Genomic DNA, 22,418 nt, shown 5'->3' on the forward strand with positions numbered 1-22,418 from the left:
TTCGGCGGATTTCGGGCGCAATGCGACCCTGTATTAGGTCGCCAGCGTCACCCAGCGGCGCATGTTGAAGGCCATGGCGGCGATGAGGATCTGTCCTGCCGCCTTGGCCAAGCCGCGGTAGCGGATGGCGCAAAGCCGCATGCGGTTCTTCAAGGTGGCAAAGGTCGTCTCGACGGCGAAGCGTTGCCGCGCAATGAGCCGGTTGAAATGCTTCAGGCGCGCTGGCAGATGCGGATGATGCTTGTTGGCGCGCCGCATCAGTCTTGGCTTGATCCCGCGCTCCCTCAGCAATACCTGGCGCGCCTTGGTGTGATAGGCCGCATCCGCCAGCACTGCGCCTTCGTCGCCACAGATCAGATGATCTGCCTCGACCGTGTCGTTGACGTTGGCCGCTGTCGTTCTCACCCGGCGGATCAGGCCAGAGCCCTGGTCGACACCGACATGGGCCTTGTAGCCATAGGAGGAGCCAGGCTTGCCCTGCCGGCGTGTAAAGCCGGCATCGGGATCGCCAGCCTCGCCGGCCTCGTGCGCCGTTCCACTGGGTGGCCGTGCCGCCGCCGTCTCGATCACCGTGGCATCGAGCATCGTACCGCGCCGCAGGATCAGCCCGGCCTTGTCCAACTGACGGTCCAGTTCGCCAAACAGCTTCTCCAGAAGCCCCGCCTCGACGAGACGATTGCGAAAGCGGTTGAGCGTGGTGTGGTCGGGCACCGTCTCTTCGAGCGTCAGCCCAACGAAGCGGCGGAACGACAGCCGATCGGCGAGCGCCTCCTCCAGTTCGCTGTCCGACAGTCCATACAAGGACTGCAGCAGAAGCGCCTTGAACATCACCAACGAATTGTAGGCAGGCCGGCCTGGTCCGGCCGGCGAGCGCAGCCGTGCCAGGATCTTCTCGAAGCGATACCACTTCACCAGCAACGACAACCGGTCCAGGCGACCGCTCCGACCAAGACCCTGCGGCAGCAGAGCCTCCACAAAACTGAACTGACCGCTCGGCTTCGTCGTCATCGCAAGATCCCTGTTTCAAAAACAGGGAATCACATCCACACAATTTTGCAACAGGCCCCTTTGCGGGGGAGATGTCCGGCAGGACAGAGGGGGGTGTTTGGCACCAGCCTCGACGGATGCGCAACAATCATGATCCGCACCCTCTCCCGTAACTTTGTCAAAACGCCGTCCGCGAGCGCAGCGCCGCGGCCAGCGTGCCCTCGTCGAGATAGTCGAGTTCGCCGCCGACAGGCACGCCATGCGCCAGTCGTGTCACCTTGATATCGAAGCCGGACAGCTGATCGGTGAGGTAATGCGCGGTCGTCTGGCCCTCCACTGTAGCATTGACGGCGAGGATGATCTCCTTGACCTCGCCACCGGCGACGCGGTCGACCAGCGAGCGCATGTTGAGTTGCTCGGGGCCGATGCCGTCGAGCGGGGACAGCGTGCCGCCGAGAACGTGGTAACGCACATTCATCGCCGCCGCGCGCTCCAGCGCCCACAGGTCGGAGACGTCCTCGACGACAATGATGGTGCCGGCATCGCGGCGCGGATCGGTGCAGATCATGCAAGGGTCCGATGTATCGACATTGCCGCAGGTCGAGCAGATGCGCACCTTGTCGGCCGCCTCGGCCATGGCGGCGGCCAGCGGCGACAAAAGCTGCTCCTTCTTCTTGATCAGATGAAGGGCGGCACGCCTGGCCGAACGGGGACCCAGCCCCGGCACCTTGGCCAGGAGCTGGATCAGACGTTCGATCTCGGGACCGGCGATTCGCTTCGACATCGCTCTGATCTAGGATTTTTCAGAGCGCTTTGGAACATCCCGCATCCGCATGACCCGCCATATTGGCTTGGTGGACCATTGGGCAGACCATGGAACGCAGATCAGTTGGCTTCGAGCGGCCGGCCCTGGCTGACGATCATCGCGCCGACAGCGTCGGTGTTCTCAGGCGTCGACTGGAAACCCATAGACGCCTCTTGCGGCGCTTCCTCGACCGAGGAGATGACCCTCGTCCTTGTGTTCAAGGTTCCGCCAAAACGGGCGGCATCCGGTTCCTCCATCGGCTCCTGCATCGCCACCACCGTCGGCTCCGCCGAGACACGCGCAGATTTCGCGGCCGGCGCGGCGGCCGCGGTCATATAGGTCTGTTGGGCAGGAGCGGACCGGACGGTGGCCGGCTTGGCCGGACGCACCGGCTCGGCGGACGCGACCATCGTCACCGGCTCCGCTGGCTTCTGCGGCGCCGCCGAGGCAATGGCGACCTGCGGCTCGTCCGGCAGCGGNCCATGGTCGTGGATTCATCCGGCAGCGGCTGCCAGTTGCGGCCGCGCTTCTCGTAAAAGGCATTGCCGCCGGCAACCATGGTGTAGTGCATGTTCTTGTAGGGGAAGCGTAGGCCGGCGGTGTGGAAGAACATGGTGTTCTTGAGCTTGGACTTGCGCTCCCCCTTGAGCACGGCATCGGCGGCTTCCTCGACATCGGGCATTGCGCGTGAATTCATCGGCCTTGTCATGACGCCGGGGGCAAACTGCCCGCGCTCGCCCACCACCGCGCAGATGGTGCTGCCGTGCTTGCCGGAGCGCAGCCGGTTCATCACCACCGTGCCGACCGCGATCATGCCGTCGCGGCTCGAGCGGTTGGATTCAAAGAACATCGCCCGTTCCAGGCATTCCTTGTCCTTCGGCGTATGGCTGTAGGACCGGGAGCTCAGGAAACTCGGCGTGATGGCGTCGGTCAGGCTGGCGACGGACATGCCGTGTGAAGTGGTCTGGCTGCAGGCAGCCAAAAACAGGGGTGAAATGACGGCGCCGAGCAACAGCGGCGTCTTCCATCGCGTGGAAATCAACAGGTAACCCTCTCACTTCGTGCCCGCCCCCAGGCTGCGGCAAGAATGAGACACTTTCGGGCAAAATGATGGCCAAAACGTTATTAACAACCCACTGTTGCCAAATTGGCACAATTTCGTGGCTTTCCAGATAGATCGGGCCATCATTTCATAAAAGCGATGACCGCCCTCTCTTTGTTTCGCCGCAATTGCCCCAGGGAAAGCGCTAGCGCTTTTTCCAGGGAAAACCGCGTCACGTTTTTCCTGGAACCGGTCTATCGCCCGGCCGCAACCGCGGCCGGCTGGCCAGGCTCAAGCTCCTCGACCTTCTCCGAAAACAGGCCGCGCCGGAGGAACAGCGTCCGCGCGTCCCTGGCCGTCGGCGCGATCTTTGCCGGCCAGTCGCTTTCGATGAACTCGGACCTGGTGAAGTCCGGATTTGTCTCGCTGGCCGCTTCCAGGAATTCAGCGATCTCCAGCACGATGGCGCGCTCGTCCTTCGAAAGCGCCGACGTGCCGGCTTCGATCGACGGGCGATGGACGAAATCCTCGAACAGATTGAAGTAGCCCTTGATGCCGACGAGATCGACGCCGCCGTCGCAGTCAGCCAGGATTTCCAGGATCTCGTAGAGCCTGTTGCGGATACGCTGCTCGATCAATCTTTCGGAGAGCTCTTCGGTCATGTTGATCATGGGGCGCGCGCCGAATGCTAGAAGGGCAATTTCATTCCCGGCGGGATCGGCAGACCGGCGGTCAGCGCCTTGGTCTTTTCCTGCATGATCTGCTCGACCTTGGTCTTGGCGTCATTGTGGGCGGCCAGCACGAGGTCTTCCAGGATCTCGACATCATCCTCCTTGAACAAGGACGGATCGATCTTCAACGACTTCATCTCGAATTTTCCGGTCAGCGTCACGTTGACCAGGCCACCGCCGGCCTGGCCGGACGCTTCCAGCGTGGCGATCTCATCCTGCATGGCCTGGAACTTGGCCTGCATTTCCTTCGCCTTGCCCATCAGGCCGAGAAGATCTTTCATGGTCGGGTCCTTTTCGGATTCGTGGCTGGATCAGGTTTCGTCGTCGTCAGCCGGCGGCTCGACCGGCACTTCGGCCTCGGCCGTTTCGGCTTCCGGCGCGTCTGGAATGCGCACGTCGATGATCTTGGCGCCGGGAAAGCGCGCCAGAATGGCGGCCACCGTCGGGTCGCTCTTGGCATCGAGGAAGGCGTTCTCGCGCTTGGCCGATTCCATCTCGGCGAGAGTCTGGCCCCCCTCTTCCTTCGACAGCGAGACGAGCCAGCTGCGGCCGGTCCAGGCGCGCAACTTTGTCGTCAGGTCGTTGAGCAGCATCTTGGGCGCGTCGCTGGTCAGGCCGACGTCGATCCGGCCGGGCTCGATGCGCACGAGGCGGATATAGCTCTTGACCTGCACCTTGAAGGCGATGTCACGCTGCGCGTCGGCCAGGGCAATGATGTCGGCCAGCGATTTCAGCGGCGCCGGTTGCGTCTCCACGACCGGTTCCGGAGGAGCAACGAAGGCAACGGGGGCGGGCGTGGTCTCCACAAGCCGCATGGTCTGTGCGCCGCCCGACCCGGCAGGCATGCGCGTCTGCGCCACCGCGCTGGCGGCGCCGCCATTGCCGGAACTTGCAGGCGCGCCATTCGGGCGCGGCGCGCCATTTTGCACCGGCGCTGCGCCCTCAAGCGATCTCAACGCCTCATCCAGCGTCGGCAGGTCGGCGGCGTGCGCCAGCCGGATCAGCACCATTTCGGCGGCACTCACCGGCCGGTTGGAAGACTGCACCTCGGGAATGCCCTTAAGCAGCATCTGCCATGTCCGCGACAGCACCCGGACCGACAGCGTCCTGGCGAAATCCGCGCCGCGCTGCCGCTCGTCCTCGGATAGCGAGGCATCCTCGATGGCCGTCGGCACGAAACGCAGCCGGGTGACGAGGTGGTTGAACTCGGCAAGATCGGTCAGCACGGCGGCCGGATCGGCGCCGGTGTCATACTGCGCGCGGAATTCGCCAAGGGCTGCCGCCACATCGCCCTTCATCACATGTTCGAACAGGTCGACGATGCGGGCACGGTCGGCGAGCCCCAGCATCGCCCGAACCGCATCGGCGCTGACCGAGCCGGCGCCATGGGCAATCGCCTGATCGAGGATGGAGAGCGAATCACGGGCCGAGCCTTCGGCGGCGCGGGCGATCATCGCCAGCGCATCGTCGTCGACCGAAATGCCTTCCTTGGCCGATATCGAGGACAGATGCGCGACCAGCGCGCCGGCGTCGATGCGCCTCAGGTCAAAGCGCTGGCAGCGCGACAGGACGGTGATCGGAACCTTGCGGATTTCGGTGGTGGCGAAGATGAATTTGACGTGCGGCGGCGGCTCTTCCAGCGTCTTCAGCAGGCCGTTGAAGGCCTGCGTCGACAGCATGTGCACTTCGTCGATGATGTAGACCTTGTAGCGGGCTGAGACCGGCGCGTAGCGCACGCGCTCGATGATGTCCCTGATGTCGTCGATGCCGGTGTGCGAGGCGGCATCCATCTCGATGACGTCGACATGGCGGCCTTCCATGATCGCCTGGCAATGCTCGCCGAGCACGGCAAGGTCGACCGACGGCTGGTCGATATCAGCGGTTTTATAGTTCAGGGCGCGCGCGAGTATGCGCGCCGTCGTGGTCTTGCCGACGCCGCGCACGCCGGTCAGCATCCAGGCCTGGGCGATGCGGCCGGTGGCAAAGGCATTGGTGAGGGTGCGCACCGTCGGCTCCTGGCCGACCAGTTCGGAGAAGTTCGAAGGACGGTATTTGCGCGCCAGCACGCGATAGGCGGCGGCCTTGCCTATCTCCAGGCTTTTTGGTCCCGAATTTCCGGCTTCGCTCATTCGCCCGTAAAGCTCCAAATGGCCGCGCCCGAAGGCGGCCGATTCCTGCGCATAGTCTCGCCCGCGCTGCAATGCGTCGTCAATGTCGCGAGAGGGGCCAATGAGGTGGGAGGCTGGAACAATGACCCGTTCCGGGCTCGTTAGGGCTGCTTCCTTCCGGACCTGACCCGGTTGGCGAGTGGATCGTCCACCACCAACCTCCCGCTTTCCATATCGGCAATTGTGCGACGAAATGCAAGTGCGCCGGAGAAATCGTAAAAATATGGAATTGGCGCACCAAACCGTGAGGGCGCAATGATTCGCTTGCAGCCCTCTTGCCGCCGCTCTAGCGTTCTTGCGTTTGAGGAAACCAAGAAAAGCAAGGGAAACGCCGATGCTGCCGGGCCTGAAGGCCGGATTCACGCTGGACGCCCGGCTGGAGGCGGACAGCGAGCAGTTGATGTGGCTTGGGCTGTGCGAACTGCGCGTGATGAACGACCGGCGCTGGCCATGGCTGCTCCTGGTGCCGCAGCGGCCGGGCGCGGAGGAAATCCACGACATGACGCCGCTCGACCAGGCGATGCTGACCTTCGAGACCAATATGGTGGCACAGGCGCTGAAGAAAGCGACCGGCTGCACCAAGATCAACACCGGCGCGCTCGGCAACATCGTGCGCCAGCTGCACATTCATGTTATCGCGCGTTCGGAAGGCGATCCTGGCTGGCCAGGCCCGGTTTGGGGACACGGCCTGCGTGAGCCCTATCAACGTTCCGATCTGCGGCGGTTTGCCGAAACGATCAAGGCGGCGCTATAAGCGTTCCCCGTGTCCATCCTGCAACGTACCCAGAGTCTCCATGAGCTTCCGCCTGTTTGACGCGCCTTTGCGCGAGCCGAGCCAGTTCGTCGGCTTTGCCGGCAACACCATCGACCGGCAATCCGAGAACCGCGCCGACGATTCCGTCGACAAGGCGCTCGCCGACCCGGCGACACGGCTGCTCCTGATGAATGGCGGACGGCTCTATCTGAAGCTCGGGGATGGCAGTGGCCTCGACCCCTGGTTCGGCGCTGCCGAGAGCGAGCCCTTCAAGATTTCCCTGGCGCAAGGCATCCTGCTCGGTTTTTCCGAACAGGGACCGGTGCTGGCGGTGCCGGCCGGCGTCGAGGCCGAGCAATTGCCGGAAACCATCAAGGCCATCGACTATCGTTCGGTCTATATGCAAGGGCTGATCGATGAGGCGGCTGCCGGCGCGATGGCGCAAGGGGCGGCCCTGCTTGCCTGGCATGCCAGCCATCGTTTCTGCAGCAAATGCGGTACCGAATCGCAGATGCGGGCCGGCGGCTACAAGCGGCATTGCCCGAATTGCGGTACCGAACATTTTCCACGCACAGACCCGGTGGCGATCATGCTGACAGCGACACGGGAGAAGTGCCTGCTCGGGCGCGGCCGGCATTTCGCGCCGGGCATGTACTCGGCCCTTGCCGGGTTCATCGAGCCGGGCGAGACGATCGAAGCGGCGGTGCGACGCGAGACGCTGGAGGAGGCCGGCATCCGGCTCGGCCGCGTCGTCTACCACGCCAGCCAGCCCTGGCCGTTTCCCTATTCGCTGATGATCGGCTGCTTCGGCGAGCCGCTCAACGACGATATCCAGGCCGACCTCAACGAGTTGGAGGACTGCCGCTGGTTTGCCCGCGACGAGGTGCGTTTGATGCTGACCAGGGAGCATCCCGGCAATCTGATCACGCCACCGAAAGGCGCCATTGCGCATCACCTCATCCGCGCCTGGGTCGATTCGGAATGATGGCAGCGAACACTGAAAGACATTGCAGGAGCAGGACATGATCCGTCACACCGTCGTTTTCACGCTGAAGCATCCGCCGCATTCGCTGGAGGAAAAGAGGTTCCTCGTCGACGCCAAGAAAATCCTCACAGCGATCAGGGGCGTCACGCATTTCGAGCAATTGCGGCAGATCAGCCCCAAGAACGACTATCATTTCGGCTTCTCGATGGAGTTCGCCGACCAGGCTGCCTATAACAGGTACAACGACCATCCAGACCATGTCGCCTTCGTGCGAGACCGCTGGGTGCCGGAAGTCACGGCGTTTATGGAGATCGACTACGTGCCGTTGGGCTGGGGCTGATTTAATCCGCCACTTTCCACTGCTCACGCGACGCGCTGGCCGGATAGACGCCGAGGATCCGCACTTCGCGCGAGAAGAAACGAAGCTCGTCCAGTGCCAGCTTGACCAGCGGGTCGTCGGGATGGCCCTCGATGTCGGCGTAGAACAGTGTCGCCGTGAAAGCGCCCAGTTGATAGCTCTCCAGCTTGGTCATGTTGATGCCGTTGGTGGCAAACCCGCCCATCGCCTTGTAGAGCGCGGCCGGCACGTTGCGGACGCGGAAGATGAAGGTCGTCATCATCTTGACGTCGGGTGACGGGCGCTCGGCCCATTGCTTGTTCCTGGTCAGGACGACAAAGCGGGTGACGTTGCTGTCGGTGTCCTCGACATTTTGCTCGATGATGTCGAGCCCGTAGAGCGTCGCGGCCAGCGCCGGCGACAGCGCCGCCATGGTGCGGTCCTTGACCTCGGAGACCATCTTGGCGGCACCAGCCGTATCGCCGGCGACGATCGCCTTCCAGCCGTTCTTGCGGATGTATTTGCGGCACTGGCCAAGCGCGTGGATGTGGCTGTGCACCGTCTTGATCTCGTCGCGTTTGACGCCCGGCAGCACCATCAGCTGGAAATGGATAGGCAGGAAATACTCGCCGATGATGTGCAGCTTCGATTCCGGCAGGAGGTGATGAATATCGGCGACGCGCCCGGCAATGGTGTTCTCGATCGGGATCATGGCGAGATCGGCCTTGCCGGTCTCGACCGCGTTGAACGCATCCTCGAAGGTCGGGCACGGCAACGGCTCCATCGATGGATAGACGTTGCGCGAGGCGGTGTCGGAATTGGCGCCCGGCTCGCCCTGGAAGGATATTCTGTTGGTCTTTTCAGGCATGCCGATTCTCTATTCAAGGGACGCTGTTTAAAGGGAATTTTCAGTTCGAAAGGATGGTTCTGGCGCGTTCGAGGTCTTCCGGCGTGTCCACGCCAAGCGGCAGCGAGCGCACGATCTCGGCGTCGATGCGCATGCCGGCCTCCAGCGCCCGCAACTGTTCCAGCCGCTCGCGCCGTTCGAGCGGCGACGGCTTCAGCGCGACGAAACGCTCAAGTGCTTCGCGGCGATAGGCGTAGAGGCCGACATGATGATAGAGCGGCCCCTCGCCCCAAGGCGCCGTGGCACGGGTGAAATAGAGCGCCCTCAGCCTGCTGCCGGAAAGCGGCGAACCGACGATCTTGACGACATTGGGATTGGTCTTTTCCTCGTCGCGGACGATCTCGACGCCGAGCGTGGCGATGTCCACCGCACTGTCCTCGAAAGGCCTGAGCGACGCGGCGATAATCTGCGGATCGATGGTCGGCAGGTCGCCTTGCACATTGACGATGGTTTCGACCTTGCGCCCGGGGTCGAGCGCGATCAGCGCCTCGTGGATGCGGTCGGAGCCGGATTCGTGATCCGTGCGCGTCATCACGGCCTCGAACCCGTGCGCGCGCATCGCTTGCGCCACGCTTTGCGTGTCGGTCGCCACCACCACCCGGCCAAGGCCGGCTTCGGCGGCGCGGCGGGCGACATGGACGATCATCGGGGCGCCTGCGATGTCGGCCAGCGGCTTGCCCGGCAGGCGGGTCGAGGCCATGCGGGCCGGGATCAGGATCAGCGTGGACATTTCGGGTGCAAGGCGTCTCGAAAGAGGACAGGGAAAGTGGCAAAAGGTCTCACTGGAAGCGCCCTTATAGGTGTTGCAACGCCGCAGCAAAAGACCTAGTTTCCGCCCGATTTGACCGCCCTGGCAGGACGGGTCACGATACCGACGGACGGAGTGGACGGTTCTGTCCGCCGGAAAAGGGAGCAAGGGGCGTATGGATTCCAACGAAGTCAACAAACTGCTCGCCGGATTGCTCGGAACCGTTTTCGTCGTCTTCTCGGTCGGCATTGTGTCCGATGCGCTGTTTGCCTCGCCTGCGCCGGAAAAGCCCGGCTTCGCCATCGAGGCCGCGGAGCCCGCCGAAGGCGGCCCGGCCGCTCCTGCCGCAGCCGAAAAGCCGATCGCAGATCTTCTGGCCAATGCAAATGCCGAACAGGGCGCTGCCATCTTCAAGAAGTGCCAGGCCTGCCATTCCGGCGAAAAGGGCGGTCCTAACAAGGTCGGCCCCGATCTGTGGGACATCGTCGACCGTCCGGTCGCCTCTCACGAGGGCTTCGCCTATTCGGCGGGCATGAAGGAATATTCCAAGGGCGGCACAGAGAAGTGGACCTACGATAACCTCAACCACTTCATCACGTCGCCCAAGAAGGACGTTAAAGGCACGGCGATGGGCTTTGCCGGCCTGCCGAAGGANGCCGCCGCCGATGCAGGCGCCAAGCCTGCCGATGCAGCCGCTCCGGCAAAGCCGGCTGATGGTGCCGCGCCCGCGAAACCGGCCGCTCCTGCCGCCCCGGCTCCGGCCGCACCCGCACCGGCGCCTGCCCAATAGTCAGATATCATCTCGACGACCTTGAAAAAGCCGGGTTCAGCCCGGCTTTTTTGTTGGGAAAACCGCATAGGCGGCGACAAAGCCGCGCATGGCGGTTTTCACGGGCGCCAAATCATCTAGATTGCCGATGAACGGGCATTGCGAAGAGGATAGTGCATGACGGTTGGCCGAACGCTTCTCAAGTCGTTGCTGGCGGCAGCCCTTCTGGCGGCGGGATTGCAGGCTGCCCTCGCCGATGAATGGCGCACCACGTCATCGCTGATCGGCGAGTCCAAATACGGCGCCAATTTCCAGCACTACGACTACGTCAACCCCGACGCGCCCAAGGGCGGCACGCTGAACCGGGTGGTGATCGGCACCTACGACAACTTCAATCCTTATATCGTGCAGGGATCGCCGGCGGCCGGCCTCGTGGGATTCGGCGGCGGCCTACTCTACGACACGCTGATGGAGCAGGCGACCGACGAAGGCAGCACCAGCCACCCACTGATCGCCGATGCCTACAAGTATCCGGCCGACTATTCCTCCGCGACCTACCGCCTCGACCCGCGCGCCAAATGGCACGACGGCCAGCCGATCACTGTCGACGACGTGATCTGGTCGTTCCAGGTGCTGAAGGCCAACAGCCCGTTGTATAACCGCTATTTTGAGAACGTCACGGACGCGGTCGCGGTCTCCGATCGCGAGGTCGAGTTCCACTTTAATCAGAAAGGCAACAGGGAACTGCCGAAGATTCTCGGCGATCTCGTCGTTCTGCCAAAGCATTGGTGGGAGGGCAACGACGCCAGCGGCAAGAAGCGCGACATCACCAAGACGACTCTGGAGCCGCCGCTGGGGTCAGCGGCCTACAAGATCGCGAGTTTCAAGCCGGGTTCCGAAATCGTCTGGCAGCGTGTGCCGGACTATTGGGGCGCCAAACTGCCAGTGAAGATCGGCCGCGAGAATTTCGACAGGCAGCGTTTCAGCTATTTCCTTGACGACAACGCCGGTTGGCAGGCCTTCACCAAAGGGGGGTTCGAAGACTTCCGCGCCGAGACACGCGCCCAGCGTTGGGCGGTCGAATACACCTTTCCGGCGATCAAATCCGGAGATGTCATCAAAAAGGAGTTCCCCACAACCTCACCGGAACCCATGCAGTCCTATTTGATAAATACGCGCCGCCCGCTGTTCCAGGATGTACGCGTACGCCAGGCACTCACCTACGCGTATGATTTCGAGAGCATGAACCGAACCATTTTCTTCGGCGCCTATACGCGCACAGACAGCTATTTCGAAGGCGGCGATCTGGCCTCGACCGGCCTGCCACAGGGCAAGGAGTTGGAGATACTCCAGCCGTTTCGAGACAAGTTGCCACCTGAACTGTTCAAGCAGGAATTCAAGCTGCCGGTCTACGACACGCCACAATCGGGTCGCGAGAATTTGCGCAAGGCCTACGAGCTTTTCAAGCAAGCCGGCTGGGTCAATCAGGCCGGAAAGCTGGTGAATGCGAAGACCGGCGAAGTGTTCAAGATCGAGTTCCTCGGCAACGATCCCGTTGACGAGCGGGTCGCCTCGCCTTTCATCGACAATTTGCGGCGGCTGGGCATCGATGCAACGCTGCGCATTGTCGATGACAGCCAATACACCAACCGTACTCGCGCTTTCGACTTCGATATGCTGGCGCTCGCAGGTTTTCAGCAATCCAACTCACCCGGCAACGAACAGCGCGACTTTTTCAGTTCCACAGCTGCGGACAGGGCCGGATCACGAAATTTGGCCGGCATCAAGAATCCTGTCGTCGACGCACTGATCGACCGCGTCATCTTTGCAACGGACCGAGACGACCTGATGGCTGCGACCCATGCCCTTGACCGAGTGTTGCTTTGGAACTTCTACATGGTGCCGCAATGGCACCTGGGGAAAGTTCGGGCCGCATACTGGAACAAGTTCGCAATGCCTGAAAAACAGCCAACCTATCTCGGCGTCGATTTGGACTCTTGGTGGATCGACCCGGACAAGGAGAAGGCGCTGGCGGCCAAATACAAGGGTGGCAATTGATGGCGGCCCTTGCCCGCCGCGACTTTCTCGCCCTGGGCAGTGCCGCGGCAGCCGCCGCCTTGCTGCCCGGCAAGGCCTTCGCCGACACTGCGACCGGCACCAAGCTGCACGGCCTGTCGGCCTTCGGCGACCTCAAATACAAGCTCGGTTTCGCGCATTTCGACTACGTCAATCCGGACGCCCCAAAGGGTGGCCAGATGAATTTCGCGCCGCCGAACTCGACCCTCAATCAGAGCTTCCTGACCTTCAACACATTGAACTCACTGGTGTTGAAGGGGGAGGCGCCGCCGCGTACCGAACTTTGTTTCGATTCCCTGATGACAAGCGCGCTCGATGAGCCGGATGCGGCCTACGGCCTGCTTGCCGAAACCGTTACCCTGTCGCCGGACCGCAACGGTTTCCGCTTCGCGCTGCGACCGCAAGCGCGTTTCCACGACGGTTCGCCGCTGACCGCGCAGGACGTTGTCTTTTCGCTGAAGCTTTATCAAGACAAAGGCCATCCTAACCTTTCCCAAGCGTTGCGGTACATGACCGACGCGGTTGCGGTCGATCCCGCTACCGTCGATCTCACCCTCAACGGCAAGCAGTCGGCGCAAAACATCCTTGCGATCGTGGGAATGCCTATCGTCTCCAAGGCCTTTTATACGGCCAATGATTTCGATGCTTCGACCATGACACCGCCGCTTGGCTCGGGTCCCTACAAGATTGGACGCGTGGCGGCCGGACAGACTGTCGAATATGACCGCGTGGCCGACTATTGGGGCCGCGATCTGCCAGTGAACCGCGGCCTCTACAATTTCGACCGCATCCGCATCGACTTCTATCTTGACCGGCAAGCGGCATTCGAGGCCTTCAAGAAAGGCGACACGCATTTTCGCGAGGAATTCACCTCACGGGTATGGGCTACCGGCTACGACTTTCCGGCGCTGAAGGACGGCAAGGTCGTCAAACGGGAATTTCCCGGCGAGAAGACGCCGGACATGCAGGCTGTCGCGCTGAACCAGCGTCGTCCGCAATTCCGCGATGAGCGGGTGCGGCGGGCGATCGCCAGGTGCTTCGATTTCGAATGGATGAAGCGGGCGCTGTTTTACGGCTCCTACGAGCGCTCTCAATCGAATTTCGAACGGTCGGACTACAAGGCCGAAGGCCTGCCCTCGCCTGAGGAATTGGCCCTGCTGGAGCCGTTCCGGGCCGAGTTGCCGCCAGAGGTTTTCGGTGAAGCGGTAACACAGCCCCTGTCCGACGGTTCGGGCCATGACCGCAAGCTGCTGGGCGAGGCTTCGAGATTGCTTGCGCAAGCCGGCTGGAAGCGCGATGGCAGTTTCGTCGTCAACGACAAGGGTGAGCGGCTGCGGGTCGAAATGCTGGCGGAGGACGACGGCATCGTTCGCATCTACACCCCTTGGTCCGAGAATATGAAGGCGATCGGGATCGACGCATCGATCCGGCAAATCGATTCGGCGCAGTATGAGCAGCGGCACAGCAATTACGACTTCGATCTCGCCTTGCTGCATTGGTCAATCGGGGCGACGCCGACCGACGACAGCCTGCAGATGCTCTATGATTCCCGGATGGCGAAAATCCCGGGGCAGCGCAACTATCCGGGCACCGAAAGCAAGGCCATCGACGCCCTGATCGCGGCAGCCGGCAAGGCGAAAGACCGTATAGAACTCGTCACGGCGCTCAGAGCGCTCGACCGGGTCTTGCGCGCGCGGCTCGACTGGATTCCAACATACTATCTGGCGAATCACCGCGTCGCCTATTGGGACATGTTCGGCTTTGTCGAACAGAAGCCCGATTTCGGCTTTCCGGTCGAGACGCTGTGGTGGTTCGATAAGGGCAAGGCGGCAAGAATTGGCAAAGGCTGAGATGTTCGCTCAACGAGGGCAGAAGGCCTGATGGGCGCCTATATCCTGCGCCGCATCCTTTTGATGATCCCGACGCTGTTCGGCATCATGGCGATATCCTTCGCCGTCATCCAGTTCGCCCCCGGCGGTCCGGTCGAACAGGTCATCGCCCGGCTGACCAATCAGGGCGGCAGCGACCGCCTCGGCGGCGGTGGTGGCGACGCGGGCGCTGGCGGCAATTTCGATGCCGCCGGCGACGTCAGTTCCAAATATCGCGGTGCGCAGGGACTCGATCCGGAATTCATCAAGAAGCTGGAGAAGCAGTTCGGCTTCGACAAGCCGCCGCTCGAGCGCTTCGGCATGATGCTTTGGAATTACGCCCGCTTTGATTTCGGCGACAGCTATTTCCGCGACATTTCGGTGCTCGACCTGATCCTGGAGAAAATGCCGGTGTCGATCTCGATCGGGCTGTGGATCACGCTGTTGTCCTACCTGATCTCGATCCCGCTCGGCATCCGCAAGGCGGTCAAGGACGGCACTCCCTTCGACGTCTGGACCAGCGGCGTCGTCATTGTCGGCTATGCCATTCCGGGCTTCCTGTTCGGCATCATGCTGATGGTGCTGTTTGCCGGCGGGTCTTTCTGGGACTGGTTTCCGTTGCGCGGCCTCACCTCGGACAATTGGGATCAATTGTCCTGGTGGGGAAAGATCGTCGACTATTTCTGGCACATGACCTTGCCGCTGACCGCACTGGTGCTATCGGCCTTCGCCACCACGACGCTGCTGACCAAGAACTCGTTCCTCGAAGAAATCCGCAAGCAGTATGTGGTGACGGCGAGGGCCAAGGGTCTGTCGGAACGGCAGGTGCTCTACGGCCACGTCTTCCGCAACGCCATGCTGATCGTCATCGCCGGCTTTCCCGGCGCCTTCATCTCGGCTTTCTTCACCGGCTCGCTGCTGATCGAGAACATCTTTTCCCTCGATGGCCTCGGCCTGCTCGGCTTCCGGTCGGTGGTCGAGCGCGACTATCCCGTGGTGTTCGCCAACCTCTACATCTTCTCGCTGCTCGGGCTGTTCGTCGGTCTCTTGTCCGACCTGCTCTACACCTGGGTCGATCCGCGCATCGATTTCGAGCGGAGAGACGTCTGATGTCGGAGGCTACAGTCCCCGTGGACGCGGCACCCGCGCGGATAAAGCGGCCGTTTCTGTCGCCGCTCAACAAGCGGCGCCTGCAGAACTTCAGAGCCAACCGGCGCGGCTACTGGTCGCTGTGGATCTTCCTCGTCCTGTTCGTGCTGTCGCTGTTTTCCGAGTTCATCGCCAACGACAAGCCGATCATCGCCTCCTACAAGGGCGAGATCCTGTTTCCGGTGCTGGTCGCCTACCCCGAGGAAAAATTCGGCGGTTTCTATGCCGTCACCGATTATCGCGACCCGGTCATCCAGGACGAGATCAACGCCAATGGCTGGATGATCTGGCCACCGGTGCGCTACTCCTATCAGACCGTCAACAACGCCATTCCGGAAGCAGCGCCGGCCAAGCCGTCGTGGCAGTATGACGCCACGAAGCGCTGCAACCAGTATCCGCAGGGTGCCGCCGACCCGGCCTGCATGGTCGGCAACTGGAATTGGCTCGGCACCGACGACCAGGCGCGCGACGTGCTGGCGCGCGTCATCTACGGTTTCCGCATTTCGGTGCTGTTCGGCCTGATCCTGACCGCCGGCTCGGCCTTGATCGGCGTCGCGGCCGGCGCCGTGCAAGGCTATTTCGGCGGCTGGACGGATCTCTTGTTCCAGCGTTTCATCGAAATCTGGTCCGCCATCCCGGTGCTCTATCTCCTGCTCATCGTCGCCGCCATCCTGCCGCCGGGCTTCTTCATCCTGCTCGGCCTGATGCTGCTGTTCTCCTGGGTGGCGCTGGTCGGCGTGGTGCGGGCCGAGTTCCTGCGCGCCCGCAATTTCGAATATGTCAACGCGGCCCGGGCACTCGGCGTGCCCAACCGCACCATCATGTTCCGGCACCTGCTGCCCAACGCCATGGTGGCGACATTGACCTTCATGCCCTTCCTGCTCTCAGGCTCGATCTCGACGCTGACCTCACTCGACTACCTCGGCTTTGGCCTGCCGCCCGGCTCCGCCTCGCTCGGCGAACTGCTCAAGCAGGCGCAGCGGAACCTCAATGCGCCGTGGCTCGGCATCTCCGGCTTCGTCGTCATCTCGCTGATGCTGTCGCTGCTGGTCTTCGTCGGCGAGGCGACGCGCGATGCCTTCGATCCGCGCAAGACCTTCAGATGAGCGAAGCCCCCTTGCTCAGCGTACAGGACCTCAGCGTCGCCTTCAGCCAGGGCGGTAGCCAGTCGACGGCCGTCGACCACATCTCGTTCGACATCGCCAAGGGCGAGACGGTGGCGCTGGTCGGCGAATCCGGCTCCGGCAAATCGGTCTCGGCGCTTTCGGTGCTGAAGCTGCTGCCCTATCCAAGCGCCAGCCACCCCTCGGGAAAGATCCTGTTCCAGGGCGCCGACCTGCTGGCGATGAGCGAGAAGCAGTTGCGGCAGGTGCGCGGCAACAAGATCACCATGATCTTTCAGGAGCCGATGACCTCGCTCAATCCGCTGCACACGATCGAGCAGCAGATCGTCGAGATCCTGAAGCTGCATCAGGGCATGGCCGACCGCCCGGCCAAGGAACGCACACTGGCCTTGCTCAACGAGGTCGGCATCCGCGATCCGCACAAGCGCCTCGATGCCTATCCACACCAGTTGTCCGGCGGCCAGCGTCAGCGCGTGATGATCGCCATGGCGCTGGCCAACGAGCCCGAACTTCTGATCGCCGACGAGCCGACTACGGCACTCGACGTCACCGTGCAGGCGCAGATCCTCGAACTGCTGGCCGGCTTGAAGAGCCGCAAGGGCATGTCGATGCTGTTCATCACCCATGATCTCGGCATCGTGCGCAAGATTGCCGACCGCGTCTGCGTGATGACCAAGGGCAAGATCGTCGAGACCGGGCCGACCAAGGAGATCTTCGCCAATCCGCAGCATGCCTATACGCGGCATCTGCTGGCGGCCGAGCCGAAGGGCAAGCCGCCGGCCGCCAATGCCGCCGCCAAGCCTGTCATGACCGGCAAGGACATAAAGGTCTGGTTCCCGATCAAGCAGGGCTTCTTCCGCCGCACCGTCGACAATGTGAAGGCGGTCGACGGCATCGATGTCACCGTGCGCGCCGGCCAGACGCTTGGCGTGGTTGGCGAATCCGGCTCCGGCAAGACGACGCTCGGCCTGGCGCTGGCAAGAATGATTTCGTCGACCGGAACGATCCAGTTCAACGGTCGCGACATCAACCAGCTGACTTTCAACGCCATGCGGCCGCTCAGGCGCGAATTGCAGATCGTCTTCCAGGATCCGTTCGGCTCGCTCAGCCCGCGCATGTCGATCGCAGAGATCATCGAAGAAGGCCTCAAGATCCACGAGCCGAAGCTGTCGCCCGACGAGCGCGACGACAAGGTGGCCGCCGTGCTGAAGGAGGTCGGGCTAGACCCTGCGACACGCAACCGCTATCCGCACGAGTTTTCCGGCGGCCAGCGCCAGCGCGTCGCCATCGCACGCGCCATGGTGCTCAACCCGCGCTTCGTCATGCTGGACGAGCCGACATCGGCACTTGACATGAGCGTGCAGGCGCAGGTCGTCGATCTGCTGCGCAGCCTGCAGGCCAAGCACGATCTCGCCTATCTCTTCATCAGCCATGATTTGAAAGTCATCCGGGCGCTGGCCAACGACGTCATCGTCATGCGCAATGGCCGGATCGTCGAAGCCGGTCCTTCCCAGCAGATTTTTGAAAATCCGCAAACCGACTATACTCGGGCGCTGATCTCGGCCGCCTTCAAAATCGAGACGGCACCGGTCGGCATCGTCAGCGAGTGATTTGCGTAGAGAGGGACTAAAAGACCGCAATGGAAAAAGGCCGTATCCTGCTTGCCGTCACCGGCTTTCATCCGCAGCGCTGGCGCGAGCTCCTGTCGGCCGAGCGCGAGGTGGTGCTGGAGCCCGACGGCGCCAGCGACCCGTCGATCACCTATGCCGTGGTGTGGAAGCAGAAGCCGAACCTGTTGTCGTCGCTGCCCAATCTGCGCGCCATCTTCTCGATCGGCGCCGGCGTCGATCATATCTTCGCCGATCCCGGCCTGCCCGATGTGCCGATCGTCAAGGTCGTCGCCGACAACCTCACCCAGTACATGACCGAATATGTCGTCTGGCGGGTTCTCGACCATCACCGCCAGGGCCTGCTCTACCGGTCGCAGCAGCCGAAGAAGATCTGGCACGAGCCGCAGCAGAGGCCTGCCGGTGACATTTCGGTTGGCATCATGGGCCTCGGCAGTCTCGGCCGCGCCGCGGCCTCGGTGCTTTTGTCGCTCGGCTTTGCCGTCAATGGCTGGTCGCGCACCGACAAGGCCATGGAAGGCGTCGCGACCTATTCCGGCGAAGCCGGGCTGATCCCCTTCCTCAAGGCAACCGACATCCTGGTCGTGCTTTTGCCGCTGACGCCGGAGACAAAGGGCATCATCAACTATGGCGTGCTGAAGGAATTGCGCAAACGCAACGGCCTCGGCGGCTCTGTGCTGATCAATGCCGGACGCGGCCGCCTGCAGAAGGATGCCGACATTTTGCGGGCACTGGATGACGGCACATTGAAGGAGGCAAGCCTCGACGTGTTCGAGGTCGAACCGCTGCCGAAGACCAGTCCGCTGTGGGGGCATCCAAAAGTGTTCGTGACGCCGCACGCGGCGGCGACCTCCGACCCTGTCCATTTGGCGCCGATTATGCTGCGCCAGATGGACGCCTTCGAGCGCGGCGAAAAGCTCGACAATCTGGTGGACCGCGAGGCAGGGTATTAACCAGGACAGCCTCATCGGGCCAGGTCCCACTCCCGGAAGCATTTCTTGATTGCCCGCAGTGACGACAACTGGACCTTTGGCAGATCGAGTTGTTCGAACATTGCCCGGTACCGGTTGCGATTTTTCGGTGTGGCCACGGTGATATGGTGGATCATATCCCATTTGATGCTGTCGTGCCCGCCCTCCTAGGCACCGCGCCGCTCAATCTCAAACAGTGTTCGCCTGATATAGCGCAGCAGGCTTGTCGGCGTCGATATATCCAACAAGATCAATCCCGTCGCTCGCAGAAAGCGTTGGGGCATGCAAACCGAATAATTTCCATCCATCACCCAACGCTCGCCGGCGATAGCGGCGTCATGCAAAGCAATGAATTCGTCCCTTGGGCGCGCTTCCCAATCCGTGTTCGGGAGATGGAAGAGTTGATCTAGATGAATAGTCGCCAGATCACGTTTGCGGGCAATCGCAGCGGCAAGGGTCGACTTGCCGCTGTTGGACGGCCCCAAGATACATATGCGGTCCCCTAGCTCCGAGAGATGCATCCGATCGTGCCCTACGAGGTGGTTTGTTGCCTGCGATTCTCAACCCGTGGCGGCCTCGGATCTTTAGCCAGGCAGGGCGAGTTTCTTCTGCTTGTCCGGCTGGCCGCATTCGCGGCGATCGATCGACCGGTTCATGGCATCGATCTCGCCGCTCGCCTTGTCGGTATCGCGTTTGGCCTTGGAGCGCATGTCAGGCGTGAACGGGCCGAAGCCCATCGCCGGATTGGAGAAGGTCGGCTTGGCCTTCGTCGGAAGGTTGTATTGCTGCGCCAAGCCGTTGCGCTGCGCCAGCAACTGGTCGCAGGGCACGTTGTCATATTGCAGGGAGGACTGGACGTTCGCATCCTGCTGTTCCGACATCGAAGTGCCGCCGACGCAGCCGGCGGTCAGCAGGCAAGAGGCCAAGATCATCATGTTCCAGCGCATCGACTATGCTCCTCCTGATATCCCACCCTGATGCGAGCAGATCGCAAATATCAGTCGCGCATGCAAATCGGACTTTTTCACAGCAAGAATGTTTGCGAGGTGGCGATAGACCCCTTCGCCGGCAGCTTGCCTGCCACAACGGCAGGGCTGCGAGTTCGGGGCAAAGGGTTCCTTCGGAGCCTTGGCCGGCGCGTGGCTGACGGAGCATCAAACGAAAAACCGCCTGTGCGGCGGGTGACTGGCACAAATCAGCACCATGGGCGAAAATGTATCATAGCTGAGGGCAGGATGTCAAGAAAAAATTCCTATCGCGCTGCCCGGCAAAACGGCGGACACCGCCGAACTGGCTGTCGCCAGGTCTTTGCTAGGCTGAGTTCGGAGCCCCGGCCACAACGATCAGCCCGTTGACGTGTTCCCCGCGATCCTGCCGGATCACGGTTGGTTCCAGTGACAGGACCGAAAGCCCGTTGGCGGCCAGGACCTCGCGCACATAGTGTTGCGCATGCGCATAGCGGCGCGACGGCAGCAGCATGAAATCGCCGTCGCCAGCCAGCGTCTCCACGGAAAATGCGAACAGGCCATCCGTGGCCAGCAGCCCGGCAATCGTCTTCACCACGCCGCCCAACGCGCCGACATAGATGAAAACATCGGCCACCGTCACCAGATCGGCTTTCGGACCGGCATAGGGAAAATCCCGCAGATCGGCCTTATCGAGGAAATCGTAGACGCCCTTGGTCCGCGCCTTTCTCAGCATCCTGGCCGAAATGTCATATCCCTCCAGCCGGTCGGCGATCGGCCGCAGCCTCTGTCCCGTCAGGCCGGTGCCGCAGCCAAGATCGAGCGCCAGCGCGAAGCGGCCCGGCCTTGCCGCTCGAATGGCTTGGTCGAGCATCTCAGGCAGCCGGTACCCCAGCCTGCCGACCAGGGACTCGTCGAAGCTCTCGGCATAATGGTCGAACAGTGTCTCGACGAAGGCGCTGGGGAGCGCGTCGAGCGCCGGCGCCTTGCCGATCAATTGCAGGTTCAGTGCAGCGCCTTGACGATCCGATGGATCGAGCTGCAGCGACATCGTCCAGGCCTGTGCAGCCAGATCCGCCGCGCCCGCCGCCTGCTGCATCTCACCGAGGCGAAACCAGCCCATGGCCCATTGCGGTGTCATTTCCAGCGCGCCGAGCAGCAATTCCGCCGCTGCTGCGTGATCGCCATCCGCGTGCAGCATCTCGGCATAATCGGCACGACGATCGGCGTTTAAGTCGCCGGACGAGGCTTGAAGCGGTTTCATGGCGATGGGTCCTGCCGGCGGATCGAGCCGGCGGTGCTCTATGCGGGAGTCAGCAGTGAGTTACAACAGGCTTCCCGCCGCGGAATTATATCCTATCTTGGGGATCATGCGCCCCAGCGACCTGCTTCATCCCCGGCCCGAGGGCCTCTATTGCCCGCCGGGCGATTTCTTCATCGACCCGGTCCGGCCGGTCAACCGGGCACTGATCACGCATGGCCATTCCGATCACGCACGTTCCGGCCACCGCTCGGTGCTGGCGACGCGGCAGACGCTCGACATTATGGGCCTGCGCTACGGCGAGAATTTCGCTGGCGCGACGCAAGCGGCACAGCTCGGCGAGACGATTGCACTCAATGGCATCAGCGTCAGCTTCCATCCAGCCGGCCATGTGCTGGGCTCGGCGCAGATAGCGGTCGAGCATCAGGGCACGCGCATCGTCGCTTCCGGCGACTACAAGCGGCAGAGAGACGCGACCTGCGCGCCATTCGAGCCGATCCAGTGCGATGTGTTCATCACCGAAGCGACCTTCGGCCTGCCGGTGTTTCGCCATCCCCCCGATACCGAAGAGATCGCCCGCCTGCTGAAATCGGCAGCGCAGTTCCCCGAGCGCTCGCATCTGGTCGGCGCCTATGCGCTGGGCAAGGCGCAAAGGGTGATGCGGCTGTTGCGCGACGCCGGCTACGACAGGCCGCTCTACATCCATGGCGCGCTGGCCAAACTCAGTGAGTATTACCAGAGCCAAGGCATAGACCTTGGGCAACTGGAGCCGGCAACCGTCGAAAGCGGGGGCAAGGATGATTTTACCGGCGCCATCGTCGTCGGCCCGCCATCGGCCTTCGCCGACCGCTGGGCGCGGCGCTTTCCCGATCCGATCTCGTGCTTCGCGTCAGGCTGGATGCGCATTCGCCAGCGCGCCAAGCAAGGCGGCGTCGAACTGCCGCTGATCATCTCGGACCATGCCGACTGGGATGAGCTGACCGCCACCATCAGGGAGACCGGAGCCGAGGAAATCTGGGTGACGCATGGCCGCGAGGAAGCGCTGGTGCGCTGGTGCGAGCTCGAAGGCATCGCGGCGCGACCACTGCACCTGGTAGGGTACGAGGACGAGGGCGATTGATGCTAGTTGCTGATCCACCAATC

At 62.4% G+C, this 22,418-nt stretch carries 20 protein-coding genes, 1 other RNA gene and 2 pseudogenes; 11 read left to right on the plus strand and 12 right to left on the minus strand.

Translation table 11 applies throughout. The features are described from left to right. Positions 1 to 33: 33 nt before the first annotated feature. The 7 genes and pseudogenes from X735_RS150445 to ffs all read right to left on the minus strand — a co-directional run bounded on the left by X735_RS150445 (position 34) and on the right by ffs (position 5,896). Entirely contained in the window at positions 34 to 1,008 is a 975-nt protein-coding gene (locus X735_RS150445) for an IS5 family transposase (protein WP_023811436.1), read from the minus strand. 157 nt (positions 1,009 to 1,165) lie between these two features. Continuing rightward, positions 1,166 to 1,771, minus strand: a complete 606-nt coding sequence (gene recR / locus X735_RS150440; RefSeq protein WP_013527928.1) for a recombination mediator RecR — start codon at positions 1,769 to 1,771, stop codon at positions 1,166 to 1,168. Positions 1,772 to 1,872: 101 nt separating this feature from the next. Continuing rightward, a pseudogene (locus X735_RS01000000165875) lies at positions 1,873 to 2,834 on the minus strand (cell wall hydrolase). Positions 2,835 to 3,088: 254 nt separating this feature from the next. Next, positions 3,089 to 3,496 carry a hypothetical protein gene (locus tag X735_RS150435; RefSeq protein ID WP_023811437.1) on the minus strand — a complete coding sequence of 136 codons (408 nt, stop codon included), beginning with the start codon at positions 3,494 to 3,496 and terminating at the stop codon, positions 3,089 to 3,091. Positions 3,497 to 3,522: 26 nt separating this feature from the next. Next, positions 3,523 to 3,846: a YbaB/EbfC family nucleoid-associated protein gene (locus X735_RS150430; RefSeq protein ID WP_013527931.1), complete on the minus strand. Its 324-nt coding sequence runs from the start codon at positions 3,844 to 3,846 to the stop codon at positions 3,523 to 3,525. 30 nt (positions 3,847 to 3,876) lie between these two features. Continuing rightward, positions 3,877 to 5,694: a DNA polymerase III subunit gamma/tau gene (locus X735_RS150425; protein WP_023811438.1), complete on the minus strand. Its 1,818-nt coding sequence runs from the start codon at positions 5,692 to 5,694 to the stop codon at positions 3,877 to 3,879. 105 nt (positions 5,695 to 5,799) lie between these two features. After that, positions 5,800 to 5,896, minus strand: an RNA gene (ffs, locus tag X735_RS1000000167570) — signal recognition particle sRNA small type. A 171-nt stretch (positions 5,897 to 6,067) separates the two neighbouring features. Here ffs and X735_RS150420 point away from each other — a divergent pair. Genes X735_RS150420 through X735_RS150410 form a run of 3 tightly spaced genes read left to right on the plus strand, consistent with a single transcriptional unit; the run spans position 6,068 to position 7,812 of the window. Beyond that, positions 6,068 to 6,487: an HIT family protein gene (locus tag X735_RS150420; RefSeq protein WP_013527933.1), complete on the plus strand. Its 420-nt coding sequence runs from the start codon at positions 6,068 to 6,070 to the stop codon at positions 6,485 to 6,487. A 40-nt stretch (positions 6,488 to 6,527) separates the two neighbouring features. Next, the gene (gene nudC, locus X735_RS150415) at positions 6,528 to 7,472 is read left to right on the plus strand and encodes an NAD(+) diphosphatase (protein ID WP_023811439.1); all 945 of its coding nucleotides are present in this window, start codon (positions 6,528 to 6,530) and stop codon (positions 7,470 to 7,472) included. Between the two features lie 37 nt (positions 7,473 to 7,509). Further along, positions 7,510 to 7,812 carry a Dabb family protein gene (locus X735_RS150410; protein WP_023811440.1) on the plus strand — a complete coding sequence of 101 codons (303 nt, stop codon included), beginning with the start codon at positions 7,510 to 7,512 and terminating at the stop codon, positions 7,810 to 7,812. 1 nt (position 7,813) lies between these two features. Here X735_RS150410 and X735_RS150405 read toward each other — a convergent pair whose 3' ends face one another. Together X735_RS150405 and X735_RS150400 are read right to left on the minus strand one after the other, a co-directional pair. After that, positions 7,814 to 8,677 (minus strand): prephenate dehydratase, encoded by an 864-nt coding sequence (locus tag X735_RS150405; RefSeq protein ID WP_023811441.1) that lies wholly within the window; start codon positions 8,675 to 8,677, stop codon positions 7,814 to 7,816. A 40-nt stretch (positions 8,678 to 8,717) separates the two neighbouring features. Continuing rightward, positions 8,718 to 9,446: a 3-deoxy-manno-octulosonate cytidylyltransferase gene (locus X735_RS150400; protein ID WP_023811442.1), complete on the minus strand. Its 729-nt coding sequence runs from the start codon at positions 9,444 to 9,446 to the stop codon at positions 8,718 to 8,720. A 193-nt stretch (positions 9,447 to 9,639) separates the two neighbouring features. On the opposite strand from X735_RS150400, the gene X735_RS150395 reads away from it, so the two are divergent. The 7 genes from X735_RS150395 to X735_RS150365 all read left to right on the plus strand — a co-directional run bounded on the left by X735_RS150395 (position 9,640) and on the right by X735_RS150365 (position 19,031). Beyond that, on the plus strand, positions 9,640 to 10,254 hold the full coding sequence (locus X735_RS150395) for a cytochrome c family protein (RefSeq protein ID WP_023811443.1): 615 nt from the start codon (positions 9,640 to 9,642) through the stop codon (positions 10,252 to 10,254). A 156-nt stretch (positions 10,255 to 10,410) separates the two neighbouring features. Continuing rightward, on the plus strand, positions 10,411 to 12,291 hold the full coding sequence (locus X735_RS150390) for an extracellular solute-binding protein (protein WP_023811444.1): 1,881 nt from the start codon (positions 10,411 to 10,413) through the stop codon (positions 12,289 to 12,291). Further along, positions 12,291 to 14,159 carry an extracellular solute-binding protein gene (locus X735_RS150385; RefSeq protein WP_023811445.1) on the plus strand — a complete coding sequence of 623 codons (1,869 nt, stop codon included), beginning with the start codon at positions 12,291 to 12,293 and terminating at the stop codon, positions 14,157 to 14,159. The genes X735_RS150390 and X735_RS150385 overlap by 1 nt, the downstream gene beginning before the upstream one ends. Before the next feature lie 30 nt (positions 14,160 to 14,189). Further along, positions 14,190 to 15,287, plus strand: coding sequence for a microcin C ABC transporter permease YejB (locus X735_RS150380; RefSeq protein WP_013527941.1), 1,098 nt, complete (start codon positions 14,190 to 14,192; stop codon positions 15,285 to 15,287). Then, positions 15,287 to 16,432 carry an ABC transporter permease gene (locus tag X735_RS150375; RefSeq protein WP_023811446.1) on the plus strand — a complete coding sequence of 382 codons (1,146 nt, stop codon included), beginning with the start codon at positions 15,287 to 15,289 and terminating at the stop codon, positions 16,430 to 16,432. The genes X735_RS150380 and X735_RS150375 overlap by 1 nt, the downstream gene beginning before the upstream one ends. Further along, the gene (locus X735_RS150370; protein ID WP_023811447.1) at positions 16,429 to 18,060 is read left to right on the plus strand and encodes an ABC transporter ATP-binding protein; all 1,632 of its coding nucleotides are present in this window, start codon (positions 16,429 to 16,431) and stop codon (positions 18,058 to 18,060) included. Before X735_RS150375 ends, X735_RS150370 begins: the two co-directional genes overlap by 4 nt. A 29-nt stretch (positions 18,061 to 18,089) precedes the next feature. After that, positions 18,090 to 19,031 (plus strand): glyoxylate/hydroxypyruvate reductase A, encoded by a 942-nt coding sequence (locus X735_RS150365; protein WP_023811448.1) that lies wholly within the window; start codon positions 18,090 to 18,092, stop codon positions 19,029 to 19,031. 11 nt (positions 19,032 to 19,042) lie between these two features. Here X735_RS150365 and X735_RS01000000165880 read toward each other — a convergent pair. The 3 genes and pseudogenes from X735_RS01000000165880 to X735_RS150355 form a co-directional block, all read right to left on the minus strand. Further along, a pseudogene (locus tag X735_RS01000000165880) lies at positions 19,043 to 19,570 on the minus strand (AAA family ATPase). A gap of 63 nt (positions 19,571 to 19,633) precedes the next feature. Further along, positions 19,634 to 19,996 (minus strand): hypothetical protein, encoded by a 363-nt coding sequence (locus X735_RS150360; RefSeq protein WP_023811449.1) that lies wholly within the window; start codon positions 19,994 to 19,996, stop codon positions 19,634 to 19,636. A 364-nt stretch (positions 19,997 to 20,360) separates the two neighbouring features. After that, positions 20,361 to 21,278, minus strand: a complete 918-nt coding sequence (locus X735_RS150355; RefSeq protein ID WP_023811450.1) for a methyltransferase domain-containing protein — start codon at positions 21,276 to 21,278, stop codon at positions 20,361 to 20,363. Between the two features lie 106 nt (positions 21,279 to 21,384). Here X735_RS150355 and X735_RS150350 point away from each other — a divergent pair, with 106 nt between their 5' ends. Then, positions 21,385 to 22,395, plus strand: coding sequence for a ligase-associated DNA damage response exonuclease (locus X735_RS150350; protein WP_023811451.1), 1,011 nt, complete (start codon positions 21,385 to 21,387; stop codon positions 22,393 to 22,395). Positions 22,396 to 22,418 lie beyond the last annotated feature (23 nt).

The sequence above is a fragment of the Mesorhizobium sp. L2C084A000 genome, assembly GCF_000502875.1.
GTDB lineage: Bacteria > Pseudomonadota > Alphaproteobacteria > Rhizobiales > Rhizobiaceae > Mesorhizobium.